Origin of the sequence: Arthrobacter zhaoguopingii, assembly GCF_009828595.1 — a bacterium.
Taxonomy (GTDB): domain Bacteria; phylum Actinomycetota; class Actinomycetes; order Actinomycetales; family Micrococcaceae; genus Arthrobacter_D; species Arthrobacter_D zhaoguopingii.
Genome location: NZ_WPNY01000002.1, coordinates 379,771 through 395,990, shown reverse-complemented (window position 1 = coordinate 395,990; position 16,220 = coordinate 379,771). Strand labels below are relative to the sequence as shown.

Sequence of the window (16,220 nt, the reverse complement as noted above, 5' to 3'; positions counted from 1 at the left end):
CTTCCTCCTCGTAGAGGGCGGGTCAGGCGCGGATGTCGTCGAAAAGCACCGTGGAGATGTACCGCTCGCCGAAATCGCACACCACCGCCACGATGAGCTTACCGGCGTTTTCGGGCCGCTTGGCCAGCTCAAGGGCGGCCCAGACGATGGCTCCCGAGGAGATGCCGCCGAGGATTCCCTCCTTCGTCCCCAGGGCGCGGGCAACGCGCACCGAGTCTTCGACGGAGGCGTCGATGACCTCGTCGTAGGCATCGGTGTCCAGGATCTCCGGCACGAAGTTCGCGCCCAGGCCCTGGATCTTGTGCGGGCCCGGCGCCCCTCCGTTGAGGATCGGGGAGTCGGCCGGTTCGACGGCGACGATCTGCACTCCGGGCTTGCGCTTCTTGAGGACCTGCCCGACGCCGGTGATGGTGCCGCCGGTGCCGACGCCGGCGACGAAGATGTCGACGGCGCCGGCGGTGTCTTCCCAGACCTCCTCGGCGGTGGTGGTCCGGTGGATCTCCGGGTTCACGGCGTTGGCGAACTGCTGGGCCCAGATGGCGTTGTCGGTGTTCGCCACGATCTCCTTGGCGCGTTCCACCGCTCCGCGCATCCCCTCGGAGCCGGGGGTCAGGACGATCTCGGCGCCGTAGGCGCGGAGCATGACGCGGCGCTCGGTGGACATGGTCTCCGGCATGGTGAGGATGACCTTGTACCCGCGGGCAGCGCCGACCATGGCGAGGGCGATGCCCGTGTTGCCGGAGGTGCCCTCGACGATGGTGCCGCCCGGGCGCAGCGCACCGGAGCGCTCCGCGGCGTCGACGATCGCGACGCCGATGCGGTCCTTCACGCTGTTGGTCGGGTTGTAGAACTCGAGCTTGACCACCACGTCCGCCCCCAGGCCCTCAGCCAGGTGGTTGAGGCGTACCAGGGGCGTACCGCCGACCAGTTGGGTGACGTCATCGTAAATCCGTGCCATGTAATGAGCCTGCCTGATCTGGTCTGCCGCGGGGGACGGGTGGATAAGGGAACTAGGGGCGCTGGGCTGCCGGAGTCAGCCTAGTTCCCGGCTGGTGCCTCGACTACGCGGCAAGCCATTGTGCGTAATATTTGCGCGCCTTGGCGAGCTTGGGATTGATAATCACCTGGCAGTAGCCCTGCTCGGGGTGCTTCGCGTAGAAGTTCTGGTGGTACTCGGCGGCCAGGTGGAAGGAGGGGAGCCTCGTCACCTCGGTCACGATGGGGTTGTCCCAGTTCTCCTGGTTGCGCTCGATGGCTTCTTCGAAGAGCTTCTTCTGCTCGTCGTCCGAGTAGAACATCGCCGAACGGTACTGGGGTCCGACGTCGTAGCCCTGGCGGTTCAGGGTGGTGGGGTCGTGTGACACGAAGTACATGTCGAGGATGGCCTCGGCCGGGATGACGGTCTCGTCGAAGGTCACGGCGACGACCTCGGCGTGGCCGGTCAGGCCCGTGGCAATGTTTTCGTCATTCGGGTGGGGCTCATGTCCTCCGGCGTATCCCGAGAGGACCTCTGTCACGCCGCGTGTCTGCTGGTAAACGGCGTCGAGGCACCAGAAGCAGCCTCCGCCAAGCACAAAAGTTTTCATACTTTGTACAATGCGCGGGACCCCCAGAAGATTCCCATCAGTGGCAAGGGGCACACCTGCATCTCTGTGCCGCCCGATACCAGCCGGGTTGCCGGATGCTGCCGCGACACGCCGAAGTTGATCGAGACCATATAATTGGTCGGCGGCGCGGCGCGCGGGGTACAACTGGTCCTATGGAAGAGAACCCGCAGCCCTCCAGCCCGGAACAAATCGGGACGGAAACGGTTCCGACGGTCGGTGAGGTCCTGCTGGCCATCGAGGAACTCTGGCCCGAAAGCCTCGCCGAAGGCTGGGACGCCGTCGGCCTCGTGGCCGGCCGTGCGGACGCCGAGGTCAGCCGCATCCTCTTCGCCGTCGATCCCACCAGCGAGGTGCTCGACGAGGCCCTCGCTTGGGGTGCGCAGCTGATCATCTCCCACCACCCCCTGCTCCTGAAGCCGGTGAACTCCGTGGCTGCCACCGGGCCGAAGGGTGAGGTGCTGCACCGGCTGATCGAAAGCGGCTGCGCCCTGGCCACGGTCCACACCAACGGTGACAGTGCCGTGGGCGGGGTGTCCGACGTGCTGGCCGACGCTTTCGGGCTCAGTGAGGTGAAACCGCTCGTACGCTCCCAGGACGGCCTGCCCGAGGAGGGCATCGGCCGGGTGGGAAACCTCCCGGATGCCACCACCCTCGCCGATTTCGCCGAGTCCGTCTTCTCCATCCTTCCGTCGGTGGCCGGCGGCGTCCGCGTCGCGGGGGACAAGGACGGGCTGATCCGCAGGGTCGCCGTCTGCGGCGGCGCCGGCGACAGCCTGTTCGACGCCGTGCGCGCCAGCCAGGCCGACGTGTTCGTCACGGCCGACCTCCGCCACCACCCGGCGTCCGAGGCCCGGGAGCGGGCGGCCGGCGGCCGGCCCTACCTGATCGACGTGTCGCACTTCGGCAGTGAATGGCTCTGGCTCACGCCGGCCGCCGCGGCGCTCGGCAACGTCCTGACCGACCAGGGCTTCCTGACCGACATCCGGGTCAGCAGCGTCAACACCGACCCCTGGGACTTTGTCCTCACCCCCGGCCACCCCTGAGCAGACCCGCCTCAGTAATCGACCGGGCGGAACCCGCGCCCGGTCGGCCACCCGCCCGGGCTTTTGATGGCGCAGCCGGCGGGACGGGCGCCGTGGAGGCCCCCGCCGTCAGTGCAATAGGCTAGGAAAGAACGTCAGTCGCCCACACACCGGAGGTTAACCGTGGCCAAGGCTCCACCAGAGGAACAACTGCGACTGCTGGATCTGCAGGCGCTTGACTCCCGGCTGAACCAGCTCCAGCGGCAGGCCGCGGTGGTGCGGAACAACCCCGAGATCGCAGCCCTCCAGGCGAGGGTCGCCACGGTCGACGGCGAACTGGTCAAGGCCACCACCGAACTGGCCGACCTCGAGCGGGAGCTGACCCGCGCCGAGGACGACGTGCAGGCCGTCGTCACGCGCCTGGAGCGCGACGAGCAGCGGCTCAACAGCGGCACGGGAACCTCAAAAGACCTCACGGCCCTGCAGAGCGAGGTCGCCTCCCTGACCCGCCGGCGCTCGGATCTCGAAGACGTCGAACTCGATGTCATGGAGCGGGTCGAGCAGGCCCGCGCCGCGCAGCAGGAGGTCCAGCAGCGCACCGACGCCGTCCGCAGCGAACTGGCGGCCCTTGAAGCGGCACGGGATGCCGAGCTCGAAACGCTCGGGGCCCAGCGCGCCGAGGTGCAGGTCCAGCGCGATGAGCTCGCCTCAACCTTCGACGCCGCACTGCTCGGCCTTTACGAGAAGACGCTGGCACGCCGCGGCGTCGGCGCGGCGAGGCTTTTCCACGGCAAGTCCGAGGGCTCGGGCATGCAGCTCAGCCCCGGCGACCTCGCTGACATCTCCAAGGCGGCGCCGGACGACATCGTGATGTGCCCCGACTCGGGCTCCATCCTGGTGCGTTCCGCGGAGTGGGGACACTGACACCCGTGGGATTTGACGCAGAACTGTTCGATCCGCATGCCCGCGCCGGCGCGGATCCGTCGGGGGATGCACCGCTGCTGGTCGTCGAGGCCGACGGCGGCTCGCGCGGCAACCCGGGGCACGCCGGCTACGGCGCCCTGGTCCGCGACCCGAAGACCGGCTCGATCCTCGTGGAAAAGGCCGAGTACATCGGGAAGGCCTCGAACAATGTGGCCGAGTATTCAGGGCTCGTGGCGGGCCTTGAACTGGCCAACGGGATCCATCCGGCCAGCAGGATCCACGTCAAGATGGACTCCAAGCTCGTCGTCGAGCAGATGTCGGGCCGCTGGCAGATCAAGCACGCCGATATGCGCACCCTGGCCGCGAAGGCCCGGAAGATCGTCGATCCGCGCCGGGTGACCTATGAGTGGATCCCGCGGGAACGGAACAAGGACGCCGACCGGCTATCGAACGAAGCGATGGACGCCGGGATGGCAGGAGTTTCGTGGAAGCCGCGCACTCCCGCCTCGGCGGCGAAGGCACCTGAGGCGGTTTCCGAGCCGCCGGCACCGCCGCGTGCGCCCGGGCGGCTGCACCATGTCGAGGTATGGGTCGCGGACCTCGGGGCCGCAAGAAAGAGCCTTGGCTGGCTGCTGGAGCGCCTGGGCTTCGCCGAGAAGGACTCCTGGGCCGACGGCGTCAGCTACAGCGGCGAGGGGTTCTACCTCGTTCTCGAGTCCGGGCCCGACGTCCAGGCGGCACCGCACGAGCGCCGCCGACCCGGCGTAAACCACCTGGCCTTCCGTGCCGGCACCCGCAGCGAGGTGGATCTGCTGGCCCGCCGTGCCGCGAGCCACGGCTGGACGCTGCTCTTCCCGGAGCGGCACCCGTTCGCCGGGGGAGCCGACCACTATGCGGCGTACCTCGAGAACGCCGAAGGGTTCGAAGTGGAACTGGTCGCCGACGCCGGTTAGCAGTATTTCAGCTTCCGGCAGCGCACCCGGTTCGGCAGTGCGCGTTGCCCAGCAGTGCACCCGTTGATGCAGCGCACCCGTTCATGCAGCGGGCCCGTTTGAGCAGTGGACGCGGCCGCGCCAGGGCCGGCCTCAGGCGTCGAGGACGAGGTTCAGGCGGGCCGGCTTCCTCCCGGAGGCCGGCTCGAGCTCCGCTTTCCACGCCTCGGACGCCGCGGACAGCAGCTGATCCGGCGTCGAGGGCGCCTTGCCCCGCCGCGTCAGCAGGTGCCGGGCGAGGGCGCCACGCGTGTGCTTGGCGAAGTGCGACACCACCGTGCGCCTCCCGTCCCGTTCGGAGAAGACGTTGACGGCGACGGTGCGTTCGGCCGGGGGAGTCCACGCCGAGGCATACGTGCTGGAGCGGCAGTCGATGATCAGGGACCCCTCGGAGTGGGCGCGCAGCGGAGCGTCGAGGACGCTCTTCCAGAAGGGGCCGAGCCTCCCTGCACCGGGCAGCGTCACCGACATGGCCAGGCGGTACGCGGGAATCGGGTCGCCGAAGCGCACCGCGCCCCAGAGCGCCGAGACGACCACGATGTGCTCCCGGGCCTTCCGGCGCTGCGCGGGGGTCATCCCGCTGTAGTCCAGCGCGTCGTAGAGGACGCCCGTGTAGATGCTGTGGGCCGGGGCCGCGGGCTCGGTGTGGAGGACGGTGTTGCGCAGGACCTCGGCCCCGAGCGATGCGCCGACGCCGAGCACCTCGTGCGCGTCGGCTGTGGCGCTGACGTCGCGCAGGGCCCGCAGGACCCGCTCGCGGGCGGGGTTCAGTTCGGGGAAGTGGAGATTGTCCAGGGAGACCGGCACGCCCTGGGCCGCCGCAGACTTACCTTCGGACGGGGGCAGCAGGATCAGCACCCGAATACTCTACCGATTCCGGCCCGCGTCCGCGTTCACCGTACACTTGGAGGCGGATGGGTCGACCAGGCGGCCGCGTTGGCTCGGGGTCGGAAGATGCCGCAGTCACCGAGGAACGTCCGGGCTCCGCAGAGCAGGGTGGTGGGTAACGCCCACTCGGGGTAACCCGCAGGCCAGTGCCACAGAAAACAGACCGCTTCCCGGGGCCCTCGCGGCCGGAGGAAGTAAGGGTGAAAAGGTGGTGTAAGAGACCACCAGCGTGCCGGGTGACCGGCATGGCTCGGTAAACCCCACCCGGAGCAAGGCCAGACAGGGCGCGTTTGAGGGCTGCTCGCCCGAGTGTCCGGGTAGGCCGCTGGAGGGCGTCGGCAACGGCGTTCGTAGATGGATGGCCGCCGCTCCCGCACCGGCAACGGAGCGGGAGAACAGAACCCGGCGTACCGGTCGGCCCATCCCTCGACCGGCCCTCACCGGCCACCGGCGCGGGCCAGGTTACCGCATGGTAATGCCGCCGCAAACAATAGGTAGATTTAGTAAAAGGGTCAACCCAAGGGTAAGTTTTTCTTTCCGAAACCCCGCCCGAGTGATAGCAATCACACGCGCTCCGCTACTCTGTGTCAATGACCGACACAGCCCCGCCGCGAAGGCACCTTCTGGTGCGCAATGCGGACTTCCGGGCACTGTGGATTTCGGGCACAGCGGGGGTCTTCGGCAACGCCGTGACCGCCGTCGCCCTGCCGGTGGTGGCCGCCGTAGAACTCGACGCGAGCAACTTCGAAGTCGCCGCCCTCGCCGGGATGGTGTTCCTGCCCTGGCTGCTTTTCGGCCTTGTCATCGGCGTCTGGGTCGACCGGCTCCCGCGCAAGCCTGTGATCCTCTGGTCGCTGGCCGTGCGGGTCGCCGTCCTGCTGACCCTTCCGCTGGCCTACTGGCTGGGCATGCTCACCACCGTCCATCTGTTCGCCGTCGCGTTCGCCGCCGGACTCACGTCGGTGTTCTTCAACCTTGCCGACACGGCCCTGGTGCAGCAGGCCGTCTCAAGGCATGAACTCGTCGAGGGAAACGGGCTCATGACCGGCTCGGGAGCAGCGGCCGATGCGGCCGGACGCTCCCTCGCCGGCTGGCTGACGACGATTGCCGGAGCGTCCAACTCACTCCTCGTGCAGGTGGGGGCCTCGCTGGTGTCCCTCGCGGCGGTCTCGCGCCTGAAGGTGCAGGAGGTGAAGCTCGCAAAGACCGAACACCGGCTGCTGGGCGACATGGCCGATGGCATGAAGTACACCTTCAGCACCGGGCCGCTGCGGGCCATCCTGTTCAACGCGGCGCTGTGGAACCTCGGCGGAAATATCGCCGCGTCCCTGATCGTGCTGCTCGTGCTGCGCACGCTCGGCGAATCCGAGGTGTGGCTGGGCCTGCTGCTCGCCAGTGCCTCCGCGGGAGGAGCGGTCGGGGGAATCTCGGCCAAGACCATGAGCGAACGGTTCGGGTCCGGTCCGCTCTGGCGCTGGTCGATGGTGCCCGGAGTGGCGGGCTACGGGTCGCTGCTCGTGATGACCCCCGGGTGGGGCATGCTGATCGGCGTCCTGGGAATGTTCGTAATGGGCGCCTCGGTGGCCTGGAACATCGTCGTGGGCGCCAGCTTCCGCCAGCAGGTCTGCCCCCCGGGGATGATGGGCCGGCTCGGCGCCGCGTCCCGCACGGTGAGCTGGGGGATGCTGGCCCTTGCGAGCTTCGCCGCGGGGATCCTCGCCCATCTCTTCGGGGTGCGGGAGGCTGTGCTGATCGGCGTCCTCATCGCCTGCGGGGCACCGCTCATCGCCCTGATGGGGCCGTTGCGCCGGGTGCAGCGGCTCGAGGACCTCGAGCCGGCCCCCGAGGCGGACGCCGCCCGCGCCTGACTGCGCTCGACCACCCTGTCCACGGCCGCGCCTGACTGTGCCCAACCACCCTGTCCACGGCCGCGCCTGACTGTGCCCAACCACCCTTGACAGCGCCCGACGGCGCCTGACTGCACTCAATCCTCCACAGCGCCCAACCACCCTGACCACGTCCGCCGCCGGATGGCAGCCGGCTCGTGTGTGGAATGGTGCGTCAGTGGCCGAACGGATCCGGGTCGACTCCCGGCAGCCAGGTGAGGCCGGGAATGCCCCACCCATGGGCCTTCACCGCCTTCTTGGCCTTGCGGCCCTGGCGGGCGTTGAGCCGGTCCACGTACAGCTTCCCGTCGAGGTGGTCGTACTCGTGCTGCATGCAGCGGGCGAACCAGCCGGTGGCCTCGAACTCGACGGGCTTCCCGTCGCCGTCGACGCCGGTGACCTTCACCCATTCGGCCCGCTTCAGCGGATAGGCCTCGCCGGGCACCGAGAGGCACCCCTCGGACTCCTCCTCGGGGTCCGGCTCGGCGCCCGAGATCTTGGAGGTGACCAGCGTGGGGTTGACCAGGACGCCGCGTGGCGGCACGCCGTCGTCGTTGGCCATGCCGTACACGAAGAGACGCAGGCCCACGCCGATCTGCGGGGCGGCGAGCCCGACGCCGTTGGCCTTGTCCATGGTCTCGAACATGTCGGCGATTAGGGCGCGGAGCTCGTTGTCAAACGTCTCGACCTCGGCCGCCCTGCGGTGCAGGACGGGTTCTCCGACGATGGTCACTGGGTGAACAGCCATGGGTCCTTCCGGTGGTGCCGGGAGGACGGCCAGGAACCTCCCGGGATGTTGACGTGGCGCTGCCGCTAGCCGGCGATCGAGCGTCCCACGGTCTCGCGCATGATTTCGCTCGTGCCGCCGAAGATGGTCAGCAGGCGTGCGGCGAGGAAAGCCTGCGACACGGGGTATTCAAGGATGTAGCCGTACCCGCCGTGGAGCTGGAGGCAGCGGTCGGTGATGGACTTGACCCGTTCACTGGCCCAGAGCTTAACCCGGGCGGCGGAGACGGCGTCGAGCCCGCCCTCGTTGAAGGCCGTCATGGCCGAATCCACGTAGGTCTCGGTGACCTCGACCTCGGTGAGGATGTCGGCGAGTTCGAACCGGGTGTTCTGGAAGTCCAGGATCCGTTCGCCGAACGCGTTGCGTTCTCGGGTGTAGGTGAGCGTCTGGCTATAGATGGCGCGGGCGACGGCGGCCGATGCCACCGCAATGCCCAGCCGGCCCTGGGGGAGCTGCTCAATGCTGTAGCGCAGGCCCGAGCCGACCTCGCCCACGACGTTGTTGCCGGGCACCCGCACGTTGTCGAAGAACAGTTCGGCGGTGTCCGAGGCCTTCAGGCCCATCTTGTCCAGCTGCCGGCCGGTCGAGTAGCCCTCGGTCTTCTCCACCATGAACAGCGTGAAGGAGTCGCTGGCACCGCGCCCGCTTCCGCCGTCAGTGCGCGCGAGCACGAGCGAGGCATCACCGGTGATGCCGTTGCCGATGAACGTCTTCTGCCCGCTAAGCAGCCAGTCGTCGCCGTCACGGACGGCCTTGGTGCGGATTCCGCGAAGGTCGCTGCCGGCGCCGGGTTCGGTCCACGCCACCGAGGTGACTTTCTCGCCGGAGACCATGGCGGGCAGCCAGCGTTCCTTGAGGTCATCGGAGCCGTAGGCCAGCAGGTGCGGCAGGACCATGTCGTCGTGGAGGTGGAAGGCGAGGCCCACGGCGAGGTGGTTGCTCCGTGCGAACTCCTCATCGAGGACGGCCCGGAACCGGTAGTCGGACATTCCGGCCCCACCGAACTCCTCCGGTACGGCCATCCCAAGCAGGCCCTGCTCGCCGGCGGCCTCCCACAGCCTGCGCGGCATGCGGTGCTCCCTGTCCCACTCCGCGTAATGCGGGGCGACCTCCCGGACGTTGAACTCGCGGGCAACTTCGCGGAAAAGCTCGTGATCTTCTTCGAACACTCGGCGCTCCATGCGGCATTCCTCCACAGCGTGTCAATGGCTCGGTTCCTTCACCGGCCGGCAAAGCCCTGAAAAAACAACTGCCGCCCCGGAGGATCTCCGAGGCGGCTCGTTGTGCCGGCCATTGAAAAACGACCGGCCTCTTCGGGTGAGTAACGGGGGTTGAACCCGCGACCTCCTGGACCACAACCAGGCGCTCTGCCAACTGAGCTATACCCACCATGCAGCCTTTTCGTTCCCCGGCCCGGTCTGCACTCGGGCCCCGGATCGATTCGCTAAAGGCAGCGGAAACAAGTTTACACACTTTTTCGGATGCTTTTGCCACCGCCCCTTCCGGCGCGGCCGACCGGGCACCCGGGCCGGCTGGTCAGGCGTCCAGTTCCTGCGCCAGGGCCTTGCTCGCCGCCGAATCCGGGCCCGGGCTCGGCACGAACACGGCCCGCCGATAGTAGCGAAGCTCACGGATCGAGTCCTGGATGTCTCCCAGCGCCCGGTGTCCGCCGAGTTTGGCCGGGGCCTGGAAGTAGGCACGGGTGAACCACCGGCGTGCCAGTTCCTTGATCGTCGAGACGTCGATGATCCGGTAGTGGAGGTGCTCGATGACCCGGGGCATGTCCCGGGCAAGGAAGTTGCGGTCGGTCCCGACCGAATTGCCCGCAAGCTGGGCCTTCCGCGGCTCCGGCACCCATTCCTGGATATACGCGAGCACCTTCTCCTCCGCCTCCTTTATGGACATCCCCTGGGGAAGCTCCTCCAGCAGGCCGGAAGTGGTGTGCATGGTGCGGACGAAATCACCCATCTGGGCCAGGGCCGCCGGGTCCGGAGCGATGACGACGTCGACGCCGTCGCCCAGGACGTTCAGTTCCGAGTCGGTGACCAGGACGGCCACCTCGATGAGGGCATCGGTCTCAAGGTTGAGGCCGGTCATTTCGCAGTCGATCCAGACGATGTGTTCATTTGAGATTGGCACCCGACCAATGTACCGCGCTGACGCAGTCCGTCAGCGGCGGTCCGGCGGCTCCCGGTGCGGTACTAGGAGGAGGTTGCGGGGGCCTCCGGCGGGTCCGGCGGCGGCCCCCGCGGGGCCGTGCTGCGCAGTGCCGGTGCTAATATCGAGGCAGTCTGGGCGGATACCCGAGGCCGGCCGTGCCGGAAGCTCCGGGCCGCCCGATCCGCGCATCGGGAACCACCGGGTGCCCGGTCGTTCCGCTCCGTCGTCCGATCCGGTGCTGCTGACCGAGGGTAGTGGTGCGCCCAGTCCCGCCAGTGCCGACCAACGATTGGATACCCGTAGATGACCGCCCAGGTCCCAGTGACTGAGCCCTCATCGGCACCGCGCGTCGACCGGCCGAACACGGCGATCCTCCAGGGATTCATCGGCTCACTGATGATGTGGGCCGGATCCCTCGGGGTCGGGTGGCTTTCCCTGGCGTCGGTTGAACTGCGGAGAATCCCGCTGATCATCTGGCTGAGGTTCGAACCCGCCGGCGCCGTGGTGTCGGTGCTGGTTCTGGCGGTGGGCGGGATGCTGCTGGTCCGGTCCTGGCTGCGCCTCGGGCAGCGCCTGCACGGTTGGGGGCCGGAGACGCGCCCCTACGTGCTCAAGGCCGTGATCGCCTGGGCGGCGCCCATGGCGGTGGCGCTGCCGCTGTTCAGCCGGGACGTCTTCGCGTACATCGCCCAGGGGCAGGTGATGGTCGCCGGCCTCAATCCGTATCGAGACGGCTATTCGCAGATCTCGAACTACCTGCAGATCGGCGCCGACGACCTCTGGGCCCAGAGCCCCACCCCCTACGGCCCGGTGTTCCTCTGGCTTGAGGAGCTGGTGGTCCGCATCACCGGCGGGCAGCCTGACTTCTCCATCATTCTCTTCCGGGTGATCGCCCTGGCCGGGGTGGCCCTGTGTGTGGTGATGGTGCCCAAACTTGCAGCGCTTCACGGCATCAATGCGAACCGCGCCCTGTGGCTGACCGCCGCGAACCCGCTGTTCCTGACGAACTTCGTCGCCTCCATCCACAACGATGCGTTGATGCTGGGCCTGGCGCTCGCCGGCCTGTACCTCGCCGCGGTTCACCGCCCGCTCCGGGGCATCCTCCTGGTGACCCTCTCGGTCGCCATCAAACCCATCACCCTTCTCTTCCTGCCGTTCATCGGACTGATGTGGGCCGGCAAGGGGGCGTCGTGGAAGCGCAAGTTCGTCTACTGGGGCATGACCGCGGGACTTTCGCTGGGCCTGCTGTGGATTCTGGGACTGATCAACGGCTTCGGTTTCGGCTGGGTGGGGGCGCTGAGCACGCCGGGGAGCATCTGGATCTGGTACGCACCGATCGGCTACCTCGGCCTGGTTGTCGCCACCCTCGCCGGTGCCCTGGGCTTGGACGGGTGGTTCCTGGCCGACCTCGTGCACAAGGCGGCGCGGGTCGCCTCGCTGGCCATCATCGCCCACCAGATCTTCCTTGGGAGCCATGCGCGCCTCGTGCGCAGACTGGCCCTGGCGCTCGCCGCTGTCGTCCTCCTGGCGCCCATCATCCAGTCCTGGTACGTGGTGTGGCTCATCCCACTGTTCGCGGTGACGGGGATCCGCGAGGACTGGCAGGTGAAGACCCTGTACTTCACCGTCTCCTTCTTCATGATCTACGCCATTTCGGACCAGCTGGACATCTTCCCCTACTTCGAACTTAGTCTGGCGGTGGCACGCCAGCTCGCGGCCGTGGTGGCCTTCGCCTTCGCCCTGTACCTCGTCTTCCTCGACCCGCGCACCAAGGTCCTCTTCCGCCGGCGGTTCCGTCCCCGGGGTCCGGGAATGCTGCGCTGAGGACAGCGGATTCCGGTTCCGGCTGAACTTCGGCCGGGCCGCGACAGCATCGCCCGGCATGCGGTTGCCGCCGTCAGCGGTGATACTTGGAGGATGACCGAATTCGAAGAAACCCTGTTCCGCGGCGAATATGAGATCACCGAATGGGACCCCCACCCCTACCAGGTGGAGGGGAGCAGCTGCGAATTGTCCCGGGTGCGGGCGGTAAAAGTGTTCACCGGGGAGATCTCCGGCATGAGCACCGCCGAACTGCTCATGGCGGGCAATGACCTCGGTGCCGGATACGTCGCCTCCGAGCAGTTCACCGGGTATGTGAGCGGACGGTCCGGCTCAATGACCGTGCAGCACTGGGGCGTGGCGGAGGGCTCCGAGGCTGCCGCCTCCGGGCACATCGTTCCGGGCTCGGGAACCGATGGACTCGCCGGAATCTCGGGCAAGGCCACCTACTCGCAGGACCCCGACGGCCAGCACCGGCTCGAGCTGAAGGTCTCCTTCGGACCCACCGACTAGGTCCGGCTGCGGGATCCTCCGGCAGCGAATCTCTCCGGAGGGTCGCGTCCCGCATAGTAAACTGGCTGTGATGCCTCCGTAGCTCAGGGGATAGAGCAGGGGCCTTCTAATCCTCTGGTCGCAGGTTCGAATCCTGCCGGGGGCACTCAAGAAAGCGGCCCGACCGGGCTTCCGTCCGGTCGGGCCGCTTTCCGTTAATGTCGGGCAGCTGTCCGTCGGCCCGCTCTGGCCGGCAGCCTGATCCCCGCTTTCAGTGCATGCGGCCGGGGTCGTGCGGGTTCAGTTCGTCAGCCCGGCCAGCTGCCCGCGGGCCGCCTCCGCCATCAGGTCCGAGCCCTTCCGGTTGGAGTGGATCCCATCGTTGCTGAGCCCGGCGCGCCACGACCCGTCGGCCGCCGCCACCGGGGTGTACACATCGAGCAGGGGCATATTCCGGGCCTTCGCGGCAGTCCTCAGCAGCCGGTTCAGCTCGACGGCGAGGGCGGGCTGCGTGTCCGACGGCGGCACGAGGGCAGCAACGGGCGCGGCGCCGCGTGCGGTGATCCCGTCCCAGAGCACGCGCACGCCCTCGGCGGCCTGTTCTGAAGACCGTCCCTTGCGGATGTCGTTGGTTCCGGCCTGCACCACCACCAGGTCCGCCTGTCGGACCGCCGCATCGAGGCGGTCGACCAGGCCCACTGTCTGCGCCCCGGGATGGGATTCGTAGGGCCCGAGCCGAAGCCCGGGCACGGCGCCCGCAACGACCGTCTGGCGCCACCACGAATGCTTCCCGTAAGCGTGGGAGTCCGAGAGGATGCCGATGGTCCGTGCGGTGGCCGTACCAGTGGTGGCCGTACCCGCGGCGGCGGTGCGGGTGTTGGCGGTCCCCGTGCCGGCGGGCATGGCGACCGCAGCCCGTCGGGTGGCCCGGCGGCGGGCAGTCCGCCGTCGAAGAGCGGCTCGAAAGGCGATCAGCGCCATTGCCGCGGCGGCCCCTGCAACGGGCAGGATTCCGGTTCGGCGGGTATGTCCAGCCATGCTGTCCCCTTTGCAGCTCGGGTTCGTCCCCATGCTAACTTCCGGCGTCCGCCCGGACGCGCCGAAAACCCAGCCCCGGGCCAGGTCGGTGCCCTCCAGATGTCCACATACGCGGCCCATCCGGGACCAACCCGGCTGGACCTGAGCAGACTTTCACCAGGGCCGGTGTTCGGCCGGTCCAAGGCGATTCCGGGCGGAAGGAACAACAATGAACGAGACCATCACGGTGCGGGGATACGTTGCCACGGAGGTGCGGCTGGCGCTCACGCCCAGCGGCCTGCCGATTGCGGGGTTCCGCATGTGTACGACCGAACGGCGCTACGACCGGGAGGCCGCCGCCTGGGTCGACGGGCACACGAACTGGTACTCGATTTCGATGTTCCGCCAGCTTGCCACTAACGCTTCGGCGAGCCTGAAGAAGGGCGACCGTGTCGTCGTCTACGGACGGTTGAAGGTCCGTCCGTGGTCAACGGAGGACGGGCGGACCGGAACCTCGGTGGAGATCGACGCGGAGTCGGTCGGCCACGACCTGATGTGGGGGACCGCGGCGTTCCGGAGGAGTTCCACGGAGAAGACGGAGAAGACCGAGAAGACCCAGGAACCCGGAAACGGGGCGCACGGCCCGGTGCCGGAGGGTGTCGACCCTGCCACCGGTCAGATCCTTGATGCGCCGGACAACCTGGGCACCGTGGAAGGACTCGACGCAGAACATGGGCCCGAAGGCGGGGAAGGCGACCTGGCAGACGGTGGAGGAAGGTCAGCCACGAAGGCCGGTGCCGCCCACTGACACAGGAGGGAGCGGCTCTGTGCGGAATGTGAGATATACCCTGCCACGCACTAGCCTTAGTGGTATGGCGGAATTTATCTACACAATGACCAAGGCCCGCAAGGCCGTCGGCGACAAAGTGATCCTCGACGACGTGAGCATGTCCTTCTTCCCCGGCGCAAAGATCGGCGTGGTCGGCCCGAACGGTGCCGGTAAGTCCACCATCCTCAAGATCATGGCCGGCCTCGACACCCCCTCCAACGGCGAAGCGCGCCTGAGCCCCGGCTACACCGTCGGGATCCTGCTTCAGGAGCCCCCGCTGAACGAGGAGAAGACAGTGCTCGGCAACGTCCAGGAGGGCGTGGCGGAGATCTACGGCAAGATCGAGCGCTTCAATGAAATCTCCGAGGAGATGGCGAATCCGGACGCCGACTACGACACGCTCCTGGCCGAGATGGGACAGCTGCAGGAGGCCATCGACGCCGCCGACGCGTGGGACCTCGACTCCCAGCTCGAGCAGGCCATGGACGCCCTGCGCTGCCCGCCGCCGGACGCCGACGTCACCGTGCTCTCCGGTGGTGAGCGCCGCCGCGTCGCCCTGTGCAAGCTGTTGCTCCAGAAGCCGGACCTGCTCCTGCTCGATGAGCCCACCAACCACCTCGACGCCGAAAGCGTGCTCTGGCTCGAGCAGCACCTCTCCGCCTACCAGGGCGCCGTGCTGGCTGTCACCCACGACCGGTACTTCCTCGACCACGTGGCCGAGTGGATCGCAGAGGTCGACCGCGGCCACCTCTACCCCTACGAGGGCAACTACTCCACCTACCTGGAGAAGAAGCGGGCCCGCCTCGAAGTCCAGGGCAAGAAGGACGCCAAGCTGTCCAAGCGCCTCACCGAGGAACTCGAATGGGTGCGCTCGAACGCCAAGGGCCGCCAGACCAAGTCCAAGGCGCGCCTGAACCGCTACGAGGAGATGGCGGCCGAGGCCGAGCGGACCCGGAAGCTCGACTTTGAAGAGATCCAGATCCCGCCGGGACCGCGCCTGGGCAGCCAGGTCATCGAGGCGAAGAACCTGCGCAAGGGCTATGACGAGCGCGTGCTCATCGACGGGCTCTCCTTCTCGCTGCCGCGCAACGGCATCGTGGGCGTCATCGGCCCCAACGGTGTGGGTAAGACCACGCTGTTCAAGACCATCGTCGGGCTTGAGCCGCTTGACGACGGCGAGCTGCGCATTGGTGAGTCGGTCAAGATCTCCTACGTCGACCAGTCGCGAGGCGGAATCGATCCGAACAAGTCCCTGTGGGAGGTCGTCTCGGGTGGTCATGACTTCATCCAGGTCGGCCAGGTCGAAATGCCGTCCCGGGCCTACGTCTCGGCGTTCGGCTTCAAGGGCCCCGACCAGCAGAAGAAGGCCGGGGTGCTCTCCGGTGGTGAGCGCAACCGCCTTAACCTCGCCATGACCCTCAAGCAGGGCGGCAACCTGCTCCTGCTCGATGAGCCCACCAACGACCTCGACGTCGAAACCCTTTCGAGCCTCGAGAACGCGCTGCTTGAATTCCCGGGCTGCGCCGTCGTCGTCTCGCACGACCGGTGGTTCCTTGACCGGGTGGCCACGCACATCCTCTCCTACGAGGGCACCGAGGCCGAGCCGGACAAGTGGTACTGGTTCGAGGGCAACTTCGACGCCTACGAGGAGAACAAGATCGAGCGCCTGGGCCCCGACGCGGCCAAGCCGCACCGGGTCACCCACCGCCGCCTGACCCGCGGCTAAGGCAACGGTCGACGGCGGACGCCGACCGGCTCCGGCCGGTCGGCGCCTCCGCCCGCCAGCAACGGCAGG

General features: G+C 67.9%; 15 protein-coding genes, 2 tRNA genes and 1 other RNA gene. 10 read left to right on the top strand and 8 right to left on the bottom strand.

All coding sequences use genetic code 11. The annotated features are described in order from the left end of the window. Positions 1-22 precede the first annotated feature (22 nt). A complete protein-coding gene (cysK, locus tag GVV86_RS04300; protein WP_159801555.1) occupies positions 23-958 on the bottom strand; it encodes a cysteine synthase A in 936 nt (311 codons plus the stop codon). Between the two features lie 103 nt (positions 959-1,061). After that, positions 1,062-1,586 carry a peptide-methionine (S)-S-oxide reductase MsrA gene (gene msrA / locus GVV86_RS04295; RefSeq protein ID WP_159616921.1) on the bottom strand — a complete coding sequence of 175 codons (525 nt, stop codon included), beginning with the start codon at positions 1,584-1,586 and terminating at the stop codon, positions 1,062-1,064. Between the two features lie 173 nt (positions 1,587-1,759). Here msrA and GVV86_RS04290 point away from each other — a divergent pair, with 173 nt between their 5' ends. From GVV86_RS04290 to GVV86_RS04280, 3 genes are all read left to right on the top strand, one after another. Continuing rightward, positions 1,760-2,650: a Nif3-like dinuclear metal center hexameric protein gene (locus GVV86_RS04290; protein ID WP_159616920.1), complete on the top strand. Its 891-nt coding sequence runs from the start codon at positions 1,760-1,762 to the stop codon at positions 2,648-2,650. Between the two features lie 162 nt (positions 2,651-2,812). Then, the gene (locus tag GVV86_RS04285) at positions 2,813-3,553 is read left to right on the top strand and encodes a zinc ribbon domain-containing protein (protein WP_159616919.1); all 741 of its coding nucleotides are present in this window, start codon (positions 2,813-2,815) and stop codon (positions 3,551-3,553) included. Between the two features lie 5 nt (positions 3,554-3,558). Beyond that, the gene (locus GVV86_RS04280) at positions 3,559-4,506 is read left to right on the top strand and encodes a reverse transcriptase-like protein (RefSeq protein ID WP_343033036.1); all 948 of its coding nucleotides are present in this window, start codon (positions 3,559-3,561) and stop codon (positions 4,504-4,506) included. 132 nt (positions 4,507-4,638) lie between these two features. Here the strand turns inward: GVV86_RS04280 and GVV86_RS04275 are convergent, their stop codons facing one another. Further along, complete coding sequence (locus GVV86_RS04275) at positions 4,639-5,403, bottom strand: YaaA family protein (RefSeq protein WP_159616918.1); 765 nt, start codon at positions 5,401-5,403, stop codon at positions 4,639-4,641. A 57-nt stretch (positions 5,404-5,460) separates the two neighbouring features. Between GVV86_RS04275 and rnpB the strand changes: the two genes are divergently transcribed. Together rnpB and GVV86_RS04265 are read left to right on the top strand one after the other, a co-directional pair. Then, positions 5,461-5,859: RNase P RNA component class A (gene rnpB, locus GVV86_RS04270), an RNA gene on the top strand. 164 nt (positions 5,860-6,023) lie between these two features. Further along, on the top strand, positions 6,024-7,301 hold the full coding sequence (locus tag GVV86_RS04265) for an MFS transporter (RefSeq protein WP_159616917.1): 1,278 nt from the start codon (positions 6,024-6,026) through the stop codon (positions 7,299-7,301). A gap of 193 nt (positions 7,302-7,494) precedes the next feature. Here the strand turns inward: GVV86_RS04265 and def are convergent, their stop codons facing one another. The 4 genes from def to orn all read right to left on the bottom strand — a co-directional run bounded on the left by def (position 7,495) and on the right by orn (position 10,245). Continuing rightward, positions 7,495-8,067: a peptide deformylase gene (def, locus tag GVV86_RS04260; RefSeq protein WP_159616916.1), complete on the bottom strand. Its 573-nt coding sequence runs from the start codon at positions 8,065-8,067 to the stop codon at positions 7,495-7,497. Positions 8,068-8,132: 65 nt separating this feature from the next. Beyond that, positions 8,133-9,287, bottom strand: a complete 1,155-nt coding sequence (locus GVV86_RS04255; protein ID WP_159616915.1) for an acyl-CoA dehydrogenase family protein — start codon at positions 9,285-9,287, stop codon at positions 8,133-8,135. 135 nt (positions 9,288-9,422) lie between these two features. Then, a tRNA-His gene (locus GVV86_RS04250) sits at positions 9,423-9,495 on the bottom strand. A 147-nt stretch (positions 9,496-9,642) separates the two neighbouring features. Continuing rightward, positions 9,643-10,245, bottom strand: coding sequence for an oligoribonuclease (gene orn, locus GVV86_RS04245; protein WP_159616914.1), 603 nt, complete (start codon positions 10,243-10,245; stop codon positions 9,643-9,645). 342 nt (positions 10,246-10,587) lie between these two features. On the opposite strand from orn, the gene mptB reads away from it, so the two are divergent. The 3 genes from mptB (at position 10,588) to GVV86_RS04230 (ending at position 12,745) form a co-directional block, all read left to right on the top strand. Next, positions 10,588-12,090, top strand: a complete 1,503-nt coding sequence (gene mptB, locus GVV86_RS04240; protein WP_425483338.1) for a polyprenol phosphomannose-dependent alpha 1,6 mannosyltransferase MptB — start codon at positions 10,588-10,590, stop codon at positions 12,088-12,090. 93 nt (positions 12,091-12,183) lie between these two features. Continuing rightward, the gene (locus tag GVV86_RS04235; RefSeq protein ID WP_159616911.1) at positions 12,184-12,600 is read left to right on the top strand and encodes a DUF3224 domain-containing protein; all 417 of its coding nucleotides are present in this window, start codon (positions 12,184-12,186) and stop codon (positions 12,598-12,600) included. A gap of 72 nt (positions 12,601-12,672) precedes the next feature. Beyond that, positions 12,673-12,745: transfer RNA gene (locus GVV86_RS04230), tRNA-Arg, on the top strand. 134 nt (positions 12,746-12,879) lie between these two features. Here GVV86_RS04230 and GVV86_RS04225 read toward each other — a convergent pair. Further along, complete coding sequence (locus GVV86_RS04225; RefSeq protein WP_159616909.1) at positions 12,880-13,617, bottom strand: SGNH/GDSL hydrolase family protein; 738 nt, start codon at positions 13,615-13,617, stop codon at positions 12,880-12,882. Positions 13,618-13,825: 208 nt separating this feature from the next. On the opposite strand from GVV86_RS04225, the gene GVV86_RS04220 reads away from it, so the two are divergent. Both GVV86_RS04220 and ettA read left to right on the top strand, forming a co-directional pair. Next, positions 13,826-14,404, top strand: a complete 579-nt coding sequence (locus GVV86_RS04220) for a single-stranded DNA-binding protein (RefSeq protein ID WP_159801553.1) — start codon at positions 13,826-13,828, stop codon at positions 14,402-14,404. Between the two features lie 64 nt (positions 14,405-14,468). Continuing rightward, positions 14,469-16,151, top strand: a complete 1,683-nt coding sequence (gene ettA, locus GVV86_RS04215; RefSeq protein WP_159616905.1) for an energy-dependent translational throttle protein EttA — start codon at positions 14,469-14,471, stop codon at positions 16,149-16,151. Positions 16,152-16,220 lie beyond the last annotated feature (69 nt).